Origin of the sequence: Micromonospora sp. NPDC005707 (assembly GCF_040631005.1) — a bacterium.
GTDB lineage: Bacteria > Actinomycetota > Actinomycetes > Mycobacteriales > Micromonosporaceae > Micromonospora.
This window is the reverse complement of sequence record NZ_JBEXYR010000007.1, coordinates 399,749-414,597: the sequence shown is the minus strand read 5'-3', so window position 1 is coordinate 414,597 and position 14,849 is coordinate 399,749. Positions and strand designations below refer to the sequence as shown.

Below are 14,849 nucleotides of genomic sequence, written 5' to 3'. Positions count from 1 at the left end.
ATGGAATTCGGGACCATCGAGCGCGAGATCTACGTCGAGGCGTCGCCCGAGATCGTCTTCGAGGTGGTGAGCAGCCCCGACCACCTCCGCCAGTGGTGGCCGGACGACGCCCGGTACGACCCGACGCCCGGGTCGACGGGAGAGATCGTCTTTGGCGACCGCGACGCCGGCGGGACGGTCGTGCCGTTCACCGTCGTCGACGCGCGACCGCCGCGGATGTTCTCGTTCCGGTGGACGCACCCGGCCGGCGAGGCCGCGGCGGAGGGCAACTCGCTGCTGGTCACCTTCGACCTGACCCCGTCGGGCGCCGGGACGCTGCTCCGGATGACCGAGACCGGCTTCCGGGAGATGGGCTGGGAGCTCGCCGTGCTGGAGCAGCAGTACCGGGAGCACGGCACGGGCTGGGACTTCTTCCTGCCGCGGCTGGCGCCGTACGCCGCGACGCTCCAGGTGCGGGCATGAGCACCGGGGTCGTCGAGCAGGTCGACGACGACCTCTGGTCCGCGATCGGGGACCCGACCCGGCGCCGGATGCTCGACCTGCTGCTCGTCGAGGGGGACGGCACCGCGACGACACTCAGCCAGCAGATGCCGGTCACCCGGCAGGCGGTGGCCAAGCACCTCGGCGTCCTCGACCGGGTCGGCCTGGTCCGGGCCACGCCCGCCGGCCGCGAGAAGCGCTACCGGGTGGACGACGCGCAGCTCGCCCGCGCGGTGGCCCAGCTGTCGTCGGTCGGGTCGGCGTGGGACGTCCGGCTGCGGCGGATCAAGCGGATCGCCGAGGCGATCCAGCACACCCGTACGGACTGACAAAGAGGATCAGGGGGAGTCGAGATGGTGGACATTCTGCACCGGGTCGGGGTCAGGACCCGGACGCCGGACAAGGTGTACGAGGCGCTGACGACCGTCGAGGGCCTCGCCGGCTGGTGGACCGACGACACGAAGGGCAGTGGCGAGGTCGGCGGCGTCCTCGAGTTCCGGTTCCCGCCCGGTGGCTTCGACATGGAGGTCGTCGAGCTGCGGCCCGCCGAGCGCGTGGCGTGGCGGGTGGTGGACGGCCCCGAGGAGTGGATCGGGACCACGGTCGACTGGGACCTCCGCCAGGACGGCGACTACACGATCGTGCTCTTCACGCACCGGGGCTGGAAGGAGCCGGTGGAGTTCATGCACCACTGCAGCACGAAGTGGGGCTCGTACCTGATGAGCCTGAAGTCGCTGGTGGAGACCGGCGAGGGCGCACCGTCCCCGCGGGACGTGCAGATCAGCGACTGGCACTGAAGCGGCGCCACGGCCTCCCCGTGACCGACCGACCCGCGACCGTGCCGTCGGTGCCGCCGTTCGAAACCAGGCCAACCGGGTACACGCCGGCCGCGCCCGCTGTCACCGGGCGGACGGACGGAAGGAACGGCAATGACCAGGATCGGCATCATCATCGGCAGCACGCGTCCCGGGCGTAACGGGGAGACCGTGGCCCGGTGGGTCCACGAGATCGCCGCCCAGCGCGACGACGCCCACTACGAGCTCGTCGACATCAAGGACTTCAACCTGCCCCACCTCGACGAGATGGCACCCCCGTCGCTCGGCCAGTACACCCAGCCGCACACCCTGCGGTGGGCCGAGAGGATCGCCTCGTTCGACGGGTACGTCTTCGTCACGCCGGAGTACAACCACTCCACCTCCGGTGCGTTGAAGAACGCGATCGACTTCCTCTACGCCGAGTGGAACAACAAGGCGGCCGGGTTCGTCAGTTACGGCAGCGTCGGCGGCACCCGCGCGGTGGAGCACCTCCGCCTGGTGGTCGCCGAGCTGCAGATGGCGGATGTGCGGGCCCAGGTCGCGCTCTCCCTCTTCACCGACTTCGAGAACTTCAGCGTGTTCAAGCCCAGCGAGCACCAGGTCGGCGCGGTGAACATGATGCTCGACCAGTTGGTGGCCTGGAGCGGCGCCCTGGCGACCCTGCGGTCCGGCACCACCATGGCCACACCGCAGTCCCGCGCGTAGCGGCCGGGCCGGTGCCCCGGGTCCGACCGATGAGTTCCGGCCGGCGCCGCGGTCTGCCGAGGGACGGACAACGGAGTGGAAGGGGACGCGTCCCATGGGCGAGCTGGTCGTGACGGAGTTCGTGACGCTGGACGGGGTGGCGCAGGCGCCGGGGCAGCCCGACGAGGACCGCGCCGGCGGCTTCGCCCACGGTGGGTGGCAGGCGCCGCTGGTGGACCACGAGACCGGCGAGGCCATGTTCGCGCAGGCCAGGAGCATGGACGCGCTGCTGCTGGGCCGCCGGACCTATGAGATCTTCGCCGGCTACTGGCCGACGGCGCCCGCGGAGATCCCGTTCACCGCGCTGCTCAACCGGGTGCCGAAGTACGTGGCGAGCCGGACGCTGAACGAGCCGCTCGGCTGGGCGGGTTCGACGCTGCTCGGCGACCTCGCCGAGGAGGTCGCCGAGCTGAAGGACCGCTACGACGCGCTCCACGTGATCGGCAGCCTCGACCTGGTGCAGTCGTTGCTGCGCCTGCGCGTCGTGGACCGGCTGCACCTCTGGCTCTACCCGCTGACGCTCGGCGCCGGCAAGCGGCTGTTCGCCGAGGGCACGATGCCGGCGGCGTTCCGGCTCACCGAGTCGGTCGGCCATCCCAACGGCACGCTGCAACTGACGTACGAGGCCGCGGGACGGCCGACCTACGGCAACCTCGCGGCCTAGGGCGCGCCGAGGGCAGCGGTCAGTCCAGGCAGAACTCGTTGCCCTCGGGGTCGGTCAGCACGATGTGGCCGGCGCTCAGCGGGGGCTCGGGGTCGTGGCGGCGCACCCGCTTCGCGCCCAGCGCGACGAGCCGGTCGCACTCGGCCTCCAGCGCCGCCATCCGCTCCTCTCCCTGCAACCCGGGAGCGGCACGGACGTCGAGGTGGACCCGGTTCTTGGTGACCTTGTCCTCCGGCACCTGCTGGAAGAACACCCGGGGGCCGTGCCCGTCCGGGTCCTCGATGGCCGAGCGCGTGTTGCGCTGCTCCTCCGGCACGCCGATCCGGGCCAGGAAGTCGTCCCACGCGGCGAGGGGGTCGGCGCCCTCCGGCAGGTCGACCCCGGGCGGGCCGGGGTGGACGTAGCCCAGCGCGTCGCGCCAGAAGGACGACAGCGCCCGCGGGTCGTGGGCGTCGAAGGTGACCTGGAAGTGGCGGCTCATCGGGTTGCTCCGTTCGTCGCGGTGTTGCCTCTGCGGGTGTCGCCTACTCTGACACCCCTGGCGGACAGGATCGGTCCGCTATTGCGGACAGGGTGGGTGACATGGGCGTGGCGGGCGGCGACGAGCGGGGCACCACGGAGCGGGTGCTCACCCTGCTCGGGCTGCTCCAGCAGAGGCAGGTCTGGACCGGCCCGGAGCTCGCCGACCGGCTCGGCGTCACGCCGCGCACGATCCGGCGTGACGTCGAGCGGCTGCGCACGCTCGGCTATCCGGTACATGCCGGCCAGGGCGTGGGCGGCGGCTACCGGCTCGGCCCGGGGCGGGCCCTGCCGCCGCTGCTCCTCGACGACGAGGAGGCGATCGCCACGGCGGTCTCGCTGCTCGCCGGCGCGGGCGGCGCGGTCGCCGGGGCGGCCGACGCCGCGCTCCGGGCCCTGGCCAAGCTCGACCGGGTGCTGCCCACCCGCCTGCGGCACGACGTGCGCGCGCTCGCCGGCTCGGTGGAGTCCTTCGGTGGAGGCCGGCCGCCGGTCGACCCCGAGGCGCTCATGACGCTGGCCAGAGCCTGCCGGGACGAGGTCGAGGCCGGCTTCGACTACCCGTCCGGGAGCGAGATGCGCCGGCGGCGGGTCGAGCCCTACCGCCTGGTCGCCTCCGACCGGCGCTGGTACCTCCTCGCCTACGACCTGGATCGCGGCGACTGGCGCAGCTTCCGGGTCGACCGGATGACCGACGTGTCCGCACGGACCTGGCGCTTCCGCCCGCGCGCCGCGCCGGACGCGGCGACACACGTGCAGGAGGGGGTGGCGAGCCGGGCCTACCGGCACCGGGCGCGCTTCCTCGTGCACGCGCCGGCCGACACGGTACGCGCGCAGGTCCCGGCGTCCGCGGCCGTGGTCCGGCCGCGCGACGGCGAGCGCTGCGAGGTGGTCAGTGGCGCCGGCAGCCTCGACTTCGTGCTCATGCACGTGGTGCTGCTGGGCCACGACTTCGAGGTGCTCGACCCGCCGGAGCTCCAGGAGCGCTGCCGCGTGCTCGCGCAGCGGCTGCTGGCGGCCGGCGGGGCGACCTCCCCGGCGCCCGGCCCGGCGCAGCCCTGAGCCGGCACGCCGGACCGGCCCGGCCGGGGCCCCGGCGCCCTGGTCAACCGGCCGGCGGGCCGGGGACGGTGGCCCGCAAGCGGTCGGCCAGTTCGCGGACGGCCTCGTTGTGCCGCGGATCCGACGCGCCCGGCAGGTGCCTGACGATCGGGGGCGGGACGGTGTCACTGGGCGGCGCGACCACGTCCCGGGGGTCCCGCAGCCGCCGGTCCACCGACTCCGCCGGGCCAGTGGCCGCAGGTGGCCCGTCCGGCCGGTCCGGGGAGAAGATCCACCCCCCGATCGCGTCGGTGTCCCGCCACAGGTTGATCCACCGCCAGCCGACCCGCCGGCCGACCTCGTGCAGCACGTCGGCGTGGACATAGGCGGGGAACCAGTGGGCGTACAGCCGGGACAGCGGCGACCCGGACGTCAGCAGCGCCACCCGCGCGCAGGCCTCCGGCGGCAGTTGCAGCACCGTCGCGGCGAGCAGAACCGAGCCGTGACTGTGCCCGGCGAGCAGCACGGTGTGTCCCTGCCCGGTCAGGTAGCAGATCCGGCGGCTGAGCTCGGGCACCGCCCGCTCGGCGTAGCAGGGCGGCGCGAACGGGTGCGCCGCCCGGGGCCAGAAGGTGCCCAGGTCCCACAGCACGCCGACGTAGCGGCGGAACTCGGGGGTGCGGTAGGCGAACAGGCCGCCCAGGACCAGCCCCAGGATCGCCGCGGCGATCACGTAGCTGCCCAGGCCGATCCCGAAGTTCACCAGGTCGGCCGGGATGGGCGCCCAGCGGTCGATCACGTCGCCGGGATACCACCGCGCCAGCCCCAGGGTGCTGGTGGCCAGCCCGAGCCCGGCGAGAGCGGCGTAGGTGAGGACCAGCGGGGTCACCCGCTCGGTGAAGCGGGCCTGCGCGATCACCTTCTCGACCTCGCGCAGCCGCTCGGCCGCCTCGGCCGGCGCATCGGGATGGTCGCGGGCCACGATGCCCGCGGCGGCACGCCGGCGGGCGGGCCGGGACGCCACCGCCACGACGACGCCGGCCACCGCGGCGACCGTCACCGCCAGGAAGAAACCGAAGATCGCCCACTTGTACGCCAGCGGCGGGCTGGTGGCCAGCCGCGCGGAGGTGGGTGCGCTGCGGTCCAGCAGGTCGGCCACCCGGTAGACCAGCTCGGCGGAGTACGCCACCGCCAGCCCGGCGGCGACGGCGTCGATGACCGGGGCGCCGAGCGCACGCAGCCGGGGCCCGCCCGGCACCCGGGGACGCGCCCACAGCACGGCCGCCCCGAGGACGACCAGGAGGACGGTCTGCGTGGCGAAGAGGAGGGTGACGATCTCCCCGTACCGGGGCAGGCCCGTCGCGGCGGCCCAGGGCGCGGGCTCGGCCGCCACGACGACGACGACGGCGCCGGTGAGCAGGCACGCCGCGCTTCGCAGGCGGCGCAGGTTCCGGTCGACACCCGGGGCCGGCGTGGCGCGGTCCAGCAGCGGATGGGCGCAGACCAGCACCACGCAGGTGGTCAGCACCGCCGCGGTGAGCACCAGCAGTGCGGTGTTCACCGCGGACGCCCGCCCCCCGGCGGAGCGCGCGGCGAGCAGGACGGCGTCCAGCGTGCCGAAGGCGGCGGCGACGTGGATGGCCCGCAGTCGGGACACCAGCGGCGCGGCGTCCCACTGCCCGACCGCCGTGAGCTGGTGCTCCCCGGATACCGTGGCCGGGCCGCGGAACGTCGAGTACGTCCATCCCGGCCGGCTGCTCAGCCGCCAGACCAGCGCCACCGCCGCGATCGGGACCAGGGCGAGCACGGCCAGCCGCAGTCCCGGCGGCCGCTCGCCGAGCCAGGACAGCCAGTTCCGGCCGGTCAGGCACCGCGGGGTGCCCATGCATTTCCAGGCGACGAGGTCCAGCGCCACCCCGGCCACGGCGATCACGTACACCGCGGTGAGCGTCAGCGCGAGCAGCCGGCAGAGCGCCTTCACGGTCGCGCCCAGCAGCCCGGTGCCGGGCGGGTGCATCCAGATCGCCATGTTGCCGAGCATGAACGGGAGCAGGAACACCAGCGACAGCGTGCGGACCGCCTTGCCGGAGGGAAGGTCCCGCCACAGGTACGCCTCCAGCAGCACACCGCCCGGCCCGGTCGTGTCCGGGTAGCCGGCCCGCGGCCGGTAGAAGCCGCCGCTGCGGTCACCGGCCACCTGGTGGACGTTCGGCCGGTCCAGCACCTGCTCCGCGCCGGCGCCCGAGACGCCGTGCACGCGCAACTCCACGACCTCGACCGGCCGTTCGTCCGCGCTCATCGGCGTGTCCGACATCGATCTCCCGTGGCAGTGACCGGTGCCGGGCGCCGACGCGCCCGTACCCGGAGGGGTGCGGTCTACCCGTTCGGCGCCGGATCAAGGGCGCCGTGGCCGAGCCGGCGGGATGCCGGGAACCGGGCGGCCGGCAGGCGAGCGGGCAGTAACGTGACGGGCGAGAGCCCCTGCCGCCGGACCGAGCCCAGGGAGGCCGCGATGAGCGCGACGGATGCCCGGAGCGACGACGCGAGCGGGAGCATGGACCTGAAGCTCGAGGTGGTCGTCCTCCCGGTGGCGGATGTCGACCGCGCGAAGGAGTTCTACGGGCGTCTCGGCTGGCGGCTCGACCGGACGCCGCCGGGCATCGTCCAGTTCACGCCGCCGGGCTCGGGGTGCTCGATCCAGTTCGGCCCGAGCCTCACCGCCGCCGCGCCGGGGTCGGCGAAGGGGTACCTCGTGGTCTCCGACATCGAGGCCGCCCGCAGCGACCTGATCGCCGCCGGCGTCGACGTGACCGGCATCTTCCACGTGGGCCCCAGCGGCCCGGTCGGCGGCCGGGACCCGGAGCGCCGCAGCTACGTCTCCCGGGCCTCGTTCGCCGACCCCGAGGGCAACGAGTGGCTGCTCCAGGAGATCACCACCCGGCTGCCCGGGCGGATGGCGGCGGGCCTGACCTCGTACACCTCGGCCACCGACCTGGCCGGTGCGCTCCGCCGCGCCGCCGCCGCGCACGGCGAGCACGAGAAGCGCATCGGCGCCACGGACGAGAACTGGCCCGACTGGTACGCGGCCTACCTGGTGAGCGAGCAGTCGGGCGCGGAACCGCCCAGCTGACCGCCTCCGCTCAGCCCACGGCGGTCGGGGAGGGCGGCGCGCTGCCGCCCTGCGGCGCCTCGGCGGTCATCAGCCGGATGATCTCGGCCCGGTCGGCGGCGGACGGCAGACCCCAGCCGGGGCGGTACCCGTACACCTGGTCCAGCGGGGTGGAGGCGGTGCGGCCGTCGAGGACCTCGACGGCGCCGGTGTCGATCAGCCCGGGGTGCTCGACGCCGCACGCCTCGGCGACCTTGACCAGGTCGCGCCGCAGCGTCCGGATGTAGTTGGCGGCCCGCACCGACTTGCGGGCCGGGTCGAGGCCCCGGGCCAGCCACGGGTTCTGGGTCGCGACCCCGGTGGGGCAGGTGTCGGTGTGGCACTTCTGCGCCTGGATGCAGCCGATCGCCAGCATGGCCTCCCGGCCCACGTTCACCATGTCGACGCCGAGCGCGAAGGCCACCACGGCGTTGTCCGGCAGCCCGAGCTTGCCGCCGCCGACGAAGACCACCTGCTCGTGCAGGTCCCGTTCGGCGAAGATCCGGTAGACCCGCGAGAAGCCCTGCTGGAACGGCAGCGACACCGAGTCGGTGAAGATCAGCGGTGCGGCGCCCGTGCCGCCCTCGCCGCCGTCGACGGTCACGAAGTCCACGCCGCGGCCGGTGTCGCGCATGAGCGTGGTCAGCTCCTCCCAGAAGCCCAGGTCGCCCACGGCGGACTTGATGCCGACCGGCAGGCCGGTCTCGGCGGCGAGCAGTTCCACCCAGTCGAGCAGGCTGTCGCAGTCGGAGAACTCGGCGTGCCGGGACGGGCTGACGCAGTCCTGTCCGGGCGTGATGCCGCGCGTGGCGGCGATCTCGGCGGACACCTTCGGGGCCGGCAGCAGGCCGCCGAGGCTCGGCTTCGCGCCCTGGCTGAGCTTGATCTCCAACGCCCGGACCGGTGCGCCCGCCACCAGGTCCCTGAGCCGGGCGAGGTCGAACCGGCCGCGCTCGTCCCGGCAGCCGAAGTACGCGGTGCCGATCTGGAAGACCAGGTCACCCCCGTTGCGGTGGTACGGCGACAGCCCGCCCTCGCCGGTGTTCTGGAGGCAGCCGGCCAGGGCGGCGCCCCGGTTCAACGCCTCGACGGCGTTGCCCGACAGCGAGCCGAAGCTCATGCCGGAGATGTTGACCACCGACTCCGGGCGGAAGGCGCGGGCCCGGCCCCGGGCCCCGCCGAGCACCTTCGCGCAGGGGAGGGTCACGTCGTGCGCGGCGCCGGGGGAGGACGGCGGCACGGCCCGGCCGAAGGTGCGGTGCTTGATGATCGGGTAGCCGGGGGTGTACTCGATGTCGTTGTCGGTGCCGAACCCGAAGTAGTTGTTCTCCTGCTTGGCCGACGCGTACACCCAGCGCCGCTGGTCGCGGGTGAACGGCCGCTCCTCGTTGTTACCGGCCACGATGTACTGGCGCAGCTCGGGCCCGATCGACTCCAGCAGGTACCGGGCGCGGCCGAGGACGGGGAAGTTGCGCAGCAGCGCGTGGTCGCGTTGCAGCAGGTCGCGCGCGGCGAGGGCCGCGACGGCGGCGACGGCGGCGGCGGGTACGGCTCTACGGGCCCAGCTCATGCCGCCCACTCTTTCCGGGATGGCCGCCGGCCAAACGGCCTCGCGGGGAGCGCCGACCGGCGTTGCCAATTTTCTTCAGCGGAACGACAGATAGTGAAGGGTATCGACATAGACGCTCGTGACGGTATAGCGTCCGCGCCAACGTTCCTCGACCGGTCGCTGAAGGAGTGCCATGCCCACGCCACGAACCGTCTCCCTGCGGCGCCGAGGACTGCTCGGCATCCCCGCCCTGGCGACCGCCGCCCTCGCGGTCGCCGCCCGGCCCGCCGCCGCGAGCGCCGCCCCGGCCCAGCCCGCCGCGCCGAAGCCCGAGTGCCTGGCCGACCTGCTCGGGGACTCCTGATGGCGACCATCCCCTGGCTCGTGGACGTGCTGCGCGGGGCCGGGGTGCAGGTCGTCGTCGAGGGCGACTGGCTCAACCGGATGCGGCCCGGTTCCTTCGACCCCATCGGGGTGCTGTGGCACCACACGGCGTCCACCTCCAGCGCCACCAACCCGCACCCGGCGCTCAACATCTGCATCAACGGCCGGCCCGACCTCGCCGGCCCGCTGTGCCAGGCGCTCGTCGACTACCACGGCGTGTTCCACGTGATCTCGGCCGGCCGGTGCAACCACGCCGGCACCAGCGGCGGCAGCGGACCGATCCCGGCCGGTGACGGCAACACCATGCTCATCGGCTGGGAGATCGACTACAACGGGGTCAGCCAGGAGATGACGGCGGCCCAGTACGACGCCTCCGTCGCCGCCACGGCGGCCGTCCTCACCCGGCTCGGCCGGGACGCCAGCTACGCCCGCGGGCACCGGGAGACCAGCACCACCGGCAAGATCGACCCGTCCTTCATCGACCTGAACGTCATGCGCGCCGACGTCGCCGCCAGGATGGGCGGTACGCCGGCCTGGTCCTCGATCGTGGACAACGCCACCTCCGGGCGCTTCACCGCCAGCGCGAGCTGGGGCGTGTCGTCCTACTCCGGGCAGCGCTACGGCGCGGACTACCGCTACGCGGACCCGGTCGCCGCCAGCGACCCGGCCTGGTACCGGTTCAACGTCCCGGCCGCCGGCAACTACCGGGTGGACGCCTGGTGGCCGGCCAACGCCGGCTACAACGGCGCGACGCCGTACATCATCGCCACCACGACCGGCAACCGGACCGTCTCCGTCGACCAGCGGGCGACCGGCGGCCAGTGGCGTACCCTCGGCACCTTCGCCCTGCCGGCGGGGGACGCCAACCGGGTGGCGGTGAGCCGGTGGAGCACGGCCGGCGGCCTCGTCATCGCCGACGCCGTCCGGCTCACCCGGGTCTGACCGCCCACGCCGGAACCCCGGCCGGGAGTGCCCGGCCGGGGGGTCAGCCCGGCACGGGCCGGCCCATCTCCGCCAGGATCCCGGTGCCCTGGCCCAGCTCGATCAGGTATCCGTCGGGGTCGCGCAGGTAGCACCGGATCTCCACGCCGTGGTCCTTCGGTTCGGTCAGGAACTCACCGCCCCGGGAACGCCACAGCTCGTAGACGGCCCGGACGTCGGTGACCCGGATGTTGAGCGCCCCGCTGAGCGTGTCCGACCCGGTCGGCGCCCGCGCCGTCACGGTCGGCTTGTCGTCGGTCGGGCCACCCTCGTCGTTGAGCACGAGATAGCTGTTGTGCAGGCGGAGCACGGCGGGCCGCCGGTCACGCACCACCGTGGCGCCCAGGACGTCACGGTAGAACTCCCGCGAGCGGTCCACGTCCCGCACGATCAGCAGGTGGGTGACGACCAGGCCGTGTTCGGGCTGGAAGTAGTCCGGTGCCTCATCCGTCACGACATCCCCTCCCTCGGCCCGCCGGTTACCCGGGCGCCCGCGGACCACACCCGGCCGGCTCCGGGGTTCGCCGCCGTTCGCGAGCCGATGGTATGAATGCACCGTGGCGTCGTCGCAGAACGAAGACCTGATGGGCAACGTCCGCACCCTGGTCGAGGACGCGCTGCCGGCTCGACTGCCGGGCGCGCGCGTCGCGGCCGACCACGACGAGATCGTCGTCGCCGTCCCCGGCGGCCGGGCCCGGGTGTCCCTGGTCCCGCTGCTGCGCAGCTGTCTCGACCAGCCCCGGCAGGCGTGGCCCGACCTGGTGGCCGACTGGGTCGCGGCGGTACGCCGGGAGCTGCCGGACAGCGTCTCCGCCGATCTGGGGCCGGTCGACATCGCACAGCTCCGGCTGCGCCTCACCCCGGCCGCCGCGACCACGGAGGCCGACGACTACCTGGCCGTGCCGTACGGCGGGCACTTCACCGCGACGGTGGTGGTGAACCGCCCCGAGCGGTTGGACCTGCTGACCCTCGCCCAGGCCGCCCGGCTCGGCCGCGAGCCCGCGGAGCTGGTGCGCATCGCCGTGCGGCAGACCGTGGAGCACGAACTGGCCACCCTCGACGTGCGCGACCACGAGCTGCCCGGCGGTGGGTCGGTGCGCCTGCTCGCCGCCGACGGCAACCCGTTCGTGACGACCGCCCTCATGTCGGTCAAGCGGTTCCTGCCCGAGGGCGCCGAGCACGGCGCGCTGGTGACGGCGCCGCAGTACAGCGCGGTGCTGCTGCACCGGGTGGACAACCGGGTGCGGGACGCCGTGGTGGCCCTGCACCGGCTGACCGCTTCGATGTTCGAGGCCGCCCCCGACCCCTGTTCCGAGCGGGTCTTCTGGTGGCACGGTGGCGAGTTCCACCCGGTCCGCGTCGTGCCGGGGGAGCCCGGCGGGGCCGTGCAAATGCGGCTGCCCGAGGCGCTGGCGCCGGTCGTGGCGCGGCTGGACCGACCTACGGGGTGAGCGCCGCGTCGAGCTTCCGGGCGGCCAGCGCCTGATCCCGTTGCGCGGTCAGGAAGCGGAGCGCGGCGTCCCGCTCCCCGTGGTGCCAGGCCCGCACGAGCCCGTCGTAGAACGCGGCCTGCTCCGCCAGCTGCCGCGCGCCCGTGCCGGAGGACTCGGCCGCCCGCTCCCGGCACAGCTCGGCGAGCTGGGTCGCCGGCTCGACGGGGGAGGCCGTGCCGTTGACGACCCGCCAGCCGGGCAGCTGGTGCCAGTGGGTGCGCCGCCGCCGCGGATCCTGGGCGAAGTCGCGCTCGGCCACGTCGGCGAGCCGCTCGGCCGGCCACTTGTCGATCTTCTCCAGGCCGGCGTCCAGCACGAACCGCCGGGCCTGCTCCACCGCCTCGTCGCTGGACAGGTCGACCGTCGGCGGACCGGACCGGACCTCGTCCATCCGGACGCCGTACGTCATGATCCAGCTGGTGAAGGGCGCCACCAGCGGCTGCACCCCGGCGGCCACCCAGCCCACGGGCCGGGTGGGCGAGCCGGACCAGCCGATCCAGGCCAGCGACCACCCCAACGGCTCGCGCGCCAGCACCGTGTCGAGGCCGCCGCCCCGCGGCGTCCACTCGCCCGGCAGGTCGGGGCGCAGGTCGGTGAGGAGCTGCCGCCACCGCCGCGCCGTGTCAACAGAGGACATACGCACCTTTCCCGGGTCGGTGACCGGGCGCGGTCAGTCTACGCTCAGCGGCCGCTGCGTCGGCCGTAGCTCCTCCGGCGGCTCGGGCAGGCCCAGCACCCGCTGCACCTTGTTGGCCCAGCTCGGCTCGATGCCGGTCTTCAGGCCGGTCTTGAGGTCGTAGGCGTGCGCGACCTCCCAGTCCAGCTCGTCGGTCGCCGCGTCCTTGTACTGCCGCTCCAGGATGACGTCCGGCCGGAAGTCCTGGTCGGTCACCTTCGGCGTCTCCACGCCCTGGGCGTCGTAGCCGACCTCGGTGCGCAGCCGGAAGCCCGTCTCCGGGTCCAGCATCGAGGTCGCCTCGCTGTCGATCGCGTTGGCCAGCCCACGGTGGGCCTCGGTGCCCATCGCCGTACGCTCCACGATGAGGTCCGCCACGTCCTCCGGGTAGCCCTTCTCGATGAGCTTCTCCCGCTGCCGCTGGTAGCCCTCCCGCTGGAGGATCGAGTCCCGGTTCTGGTCGACGTGGTCCCACGCGTCGTCGACCATGTCCTGGAGCTGATCGGCGATCTGCTTGCGCGCCTTGGCGATCTCCTCCAGGCTCTTCGGGTCGTGCTTGTCCAGCTCCGGGTCGTTCTGGGGGCGCTGCGCGTCGGCATCACCCTCGGTGGGCTTGCCGTCGGTGGACCTCGGCCCGCCGGGCCGGCCGCTCTCCGCCGCCTCGGTGACGGCCCGGTGGGTCTCGGCGACCGTGGTGGGCCGGCCGTGCTGGCCGCCGCCGCGCTGCCGGGGCACACCGCCGTCGCCGACCTCCCCGCCGTCACCGGCATGCCCGCCGTCGCCGACGTTCCCGCCGTCACCGGTGCCGCCGTGCGGTCCCTTGGGCTTCGCCACGATTCCCCCGGTCAGCCGTTGACGAGCTTGGACAGGTTGGTGAGGCTGGTGACGAGCGCCGTGGTGTAGCTCAGGATCCGGCCCGCCCACTTGAGCACGGCGGCGGTGATCTGCGCGGCGATCACCGGGATGGTCACCACGAAGATCGCCTCGACCGCCCAGACGATGACACGCGCCACGAGATCCGCGATGAGGTCCCGGACGATGTCGCGGGTGAACGAGACGAGGTTCCCGGCGGCCTGGGTGGCGGCCGCCATCGCCGCGGACGCGCCCCCCAGGCCGGCGATCGCGTCCACGTTGTTCTTCATGAGCGACTGGTACGCCTCGGCGGCGTGCCCCCGCCAGTCGGGCAGGTCGCCGGCCAGGTGCGCCTGCAGGTCGGCCGCCATCCGCTGCAGGTGGCCGGCCATGTTGTCCCAGGTCGCCGCGTGCGACGCGACCACGTCGGGCATGCCCGTGAGCCAGTCGAGCATCTCCCGCAGCGGCTCGAAGTATTCCATCGCCCAGCCGATGCCGTTGGCCAGCAACGCGCTGAACGGGTCCAGCACCGTGGCGGCGACATCCAGCCCGAAGGCCGCCCCGGCGAGCAGGTCGTCCACCCAGCCCTCGCTGCGGATGGCGTCCACCAGGCCCTCGACGCCGTCGGCCAGCGACGAGCCCGTCCACACCTCCCGGGTGGACCGGACGTCGGCGACCAGCGAATCGTCGGTCATGCCCGCAGCCGCCGGATGATCGCGTCCATCGAGCTCGCCGCGTCACCGTCCACGCCGTCGTAGTTGTCGGCGGTGCGGCGCAGGCCGTCGGCGACCAGCTTGAGGTTCTCGTCGACGTACGCGACCAGCTCGTCCTGGCGGGTGTGCCGGTCCTCCAGGATCCCCGAGATCCACCCGCACAGCAGCCCGTACGCCTGGTCGTCCCGCGCGATGTGGGCGCTCGCGCCGCGGACCGCCTCGAACCGGGCGCGCAACCCCTCGACGTACGCGGCGTGCGCGCGGATCTGCTCCGGGTCGGCCGCCCAGCCGGCCGGGCCGCTCATCGCTGCCAGCCGTGGCCGTCGTAGGAGCCGGGCTCGCCCCCGCCGGGATCCGGATCGGGGCGCAGTTGCCGGCCCACCCGCTCGGCGATGGCCCGGGCGGCCGCCGACCCGGTGCCGACCGTCTCCGCGATGATCTCCTGCGACCGGTCGGCGAGCTGGCCCTTCGCCCGGCGGATCGCGTCCATGACCGCCTGGGCGACCACCTCGGGGGAGACCCGCTGGATCTGCCGGCCCAGGCGCAGGTCCAGCAGCGCGCCGCTGGAGTCGACGGTGACCTCGGCCAGCCCGTTGTCGTCCTCGGCCGTGACCCGCAGCTCCTGGAGGCGGTCGCTCATCGCCTTGGTGTCCGCGGCGAGCTTGTCGATGCGGCCCTTCCAGGCCCGCATCTGGTCCATGGCGCCGTCCGGGTCCAACACACCGCCGCCGCTCAGAGCCCCGCTCACCATGCGCCTCCCCCGAGTCGGCCCGGTTCCCGTGAAGGCTGC

Annotated in this window: 19 protein-coding genes; 10 read left to right on the top strand and 9 right to left on the bottom strand. The window is 73.9% G+C overall.

The window, feature by feature from the left end:
• The 5 genes from ABZ452_RS17105 (at window position 1) to ABZ452_RS17085 (ending at window position 2,703) form a co-directional block, all read left to right on the top strand.
• Window positions 1–462: an SRPBCC family protein gene (locus ABZ452_RS17105; RefSeq protein ID WP_357943586.1), complete on the top strand. Its 462-nt coding sequence runs from the start codon at window positions 1–3 to the stop codon at window positions 460–462.
• Window positions 459–809, top strand: a complete 351-nt coding sequence (locus ABZ452_RS17100; protein WP_357943584.1) for a metalloregulator ArsR/SmtB family transcription factor — start codon at window positions 459–461, stop codon at window positions 807–809. Before ABZ452_RS17105 ends, ABZ452_RS17100 begins: the two co-directional genes overlap by 4 nt.
• A gap of 24 nt (window positions 810–833) precedes the next feature.
• On the top strand, window positions 834–1,277 hold the full coding sequence (locus ABZ452_RS17095; protein WP_357943582.1) for an SRPBCC domain-containing protein: 444 nt from the start codon (window positions 834–836) through the stop codon (window positions 1,275–1,277).
• A gap of 132 nt (window positions 1,278–1,409) precedes the next feature.
• Complete coding sequence (locus ABZ452_RS17090) at window positions 1,410–2,000, top strand: NAD(P)H-dependent oxidoreductase (RefSeq protein ID WP_357943580.1); 591 nt, start codon at window positions 1,410–1,412, stop codon at window positions 1,998–2,000.
• A gap of 94 nt (window positions 2,001–2,094) precedes the next feature.
• Window positions 2,095–2,703, top strand: a complete 609-nt coding sequence (locus ABZ452_RS17085) for a dihydrofolate reductase family protein (protein WP_357943578.1) — start codon at window positions 2,095–2,097, stop codon at window positions 2,701–2,703.
• Window positions 2,704–2,722: 19 nt separating this feature from the next.
• Here ABZ452_RS17085 and ABZ452_RS17080 read toward each other — a convergent pair whose 3' ends face one another.
• Complete coding sequence (locus ABZ452_RS17080; protein WP_357943576.1) at window positions 2,723–3,184, bottom strand: VOC family protein; 462 nt, start codon at window positions 3,182–3,184, stop codon at window positions 2,723–2,725.
• A gap of 101 nt (window positions 3,185–3,285) precedes the next feature.
• Between ABZ452_RS17080 and ABZ452_RS17075 the strand changes: the two genes are divergently transcribed.
• Window positions 3,286–4,284, top strand: coding sequence for a YafY family protein (locus ABZ452_RS17075; protein ID WP_357943574.1), 999 nt, complete (start codon window positions 3,286–3,288; stop codon window positions 4,282–4,284).
• A 43-nt stretch (window positions 4,285–4,327) separates the two neighbouring features.
• Here ABZ452_RS17075 and ABZ452_RS17070 read toward each other — a convergent pair whose 3' ends face one another.
• Window positions 4,328–6,562, bottom strand: coding sequence for a hypothetical protein (locus tag ABZ452_RS17070; RefSeq protein WP_357943572.1), 2,235 nt, complete (start codon window positions 6,560–6,562; stop codon window positions 4,328–4,330).
• 213 nt (window positions 6,563–6,775) lie between these two features.
• Between ABZ452_RS17070 and ABZ452_RS17065 the strand changes: the two genes are divergently transcribed.
• Window positions 6,776–7,393, top strand: coding sequence for a VOC family protein (locus ABZ452_RS17065; RefSeq protein WP_357943570.1), 618 nt, complete (start codon window positions 6,776–6,778; stop codon window positions 7,391–7,393).
• 10 nt (window positions 7,394–7,403) lie between these two features.
• Here the strand turns inward: ABZ452_RS17065 and ABZ452_RS17060 are convergent, their stop codons facing one another.
• Window positions 7,404–8,981 (bottom strand): FMN-binding glutamate synthase family protein, encoded by a 1,578-nt coding sequence (locus ABZ452_RS17060; RefSeq protein ID WP_357943568.1) that lies wholly within the window; start codon window positions 8,979–8,981, stop codon window positions 7,404–7,406.
• Window positions 8,982–9,153: 172 nt separating this feature from the next.
• Between ABZ452_RS17060 and ABZ452_RS17055 the strand changes: the two genes are divergently transcribed.
• Complete coding sequence (locus tag ABZ452_RS17055) at window positions 9,154–9,324, top strand: hypothetical protein (RefSeq protein WP_357943566.1); 171 nt, start codon at window positions 9,154–9,156, stop codon at window positions 9,322–9,324.
• Window positions 9,324–10,286, top strand: coding sequence for an N-acetylmuramoyl-L-alanine amidase (locus ABZ452_RS17050; RefSeq protein ID WP_357943564.1), 963 nt, complete (start codon window positions 9,324–9,326; stop codon window positions 10,284–10,286). Before ABZ452_RS17055 ends, ABZ452_RS17050 begins: the two co-directional genes overlap by 1 nt.
• Window positions 10,287–10,329: 43 nt before the next feature.
• Here the strand turns inward: ABZ452_RS17050 and ABZ452_RS17045 are convergent, their stop codons facing one another.
• The gene (locus ABZ452_RS17045) at window positions 10,330–10,779 is read right to left on the bottom strand and encodes a VOC family protein (protein ID WP_151462675.1); all 450 of its coding nucleotides are present in this window, start codon (window positions 10,777–10,779) and stop codon (window positions 10,330–10,332) included.
• Window positions 10,780–10,882: 103 nt separating this feature from the next.
• Between ABZ452_RS17045 and ABZ452_RS17040 the strand changes: the two genes are divergently transcribed.
• Entirely contained in the window at window positions 10,883–11,776 is an 894-nt protein-coding gene (locus tag ABZ452_RS17040; protein ID WP_357943561.1) for a hypothetical protein, read from the top strand.
• Here ABZ452_RS17040 and ABZ452_RS17035 read toward each other — a convergent pair.
• From ABZ452_RS17035 to ABZ452_RS17015, 5 genes are read right to left on the bottom strand one after another with little or no spacing between them, the layout of a single operon-like run.
• Window positions 11,766–12,455 carry a hypothetical protein gene (locus tag ABZ452_RS17035; RefSeq protein ID WP_357943559.1) on the bottom strand — a complete coding sequence of 230 codons (690 nt, stop codon included), beginning with the start codon at window positions 12,453–12,455 and terminating at the stop codon, window positions 11,766–11,768. The two genes, ABZ452_RS17040 and ABZ452_RS17035, sit on opposite strands and share 11 nt — an antisense overlap.
• Window positions 12,456–12,488: 33 nt before the next feature.
• Window positions 12,489–13,328 (bottom strand): hypothetical protein, encoded by an 840-nt coding sequence (locus tag ABZ452_RS17030; protein ID WP_357943557.1) that lies wholly within the window; start codon window positions 13,326–13,328, stop codon window positions 12,489–12,491.
• Between the two features lie 11 nt (window positions 13,329–13,339).
• The gene (locus tag ABZ452_RS17025; RefSeq protein ID WP_357943555.1) at window positions 13,340–14,041 is read right to left on the bottom strand and encodes a hypothetical protein; all 702 of its coding nucleotides are present in this window, start codon (window positions 14,039–14,041) and stop codon (window positions 13,340–13,342) included.
• Complete coding sequence (locus tag ABZ452_RS17020; RefSeq protein ID WP_357943553.1) at window positions 14,038–14,364, bottom strand: type VII secretion target; 327 nt, start codon at window positions 14,362–14,364, stop codon at window positions 14,038–14,040. Before ABZ452_RS17020 ends, ABZ452_RS17025 begins: the two co-directional genes overlap by 4 nt.
• Window positions 14,361–14,807: a YbaB/EbfC family nucleoid-associated protein gene (locus ABZ452_RS17015; protein ID WP_357943551.1), complete on the bottom strand. Its 447-nt coding sequence runs from the start codon at window positions 14,805–14,807 to the stop codon at window positions 14,361–14,363. Before ABZ452_RS17015 ends, ABZ452_RS17020 begins: the two co-directional genes overlap by 4 nt.
• Window positions 14,808–14,849 lie beyond the last annotated feature (42 nt).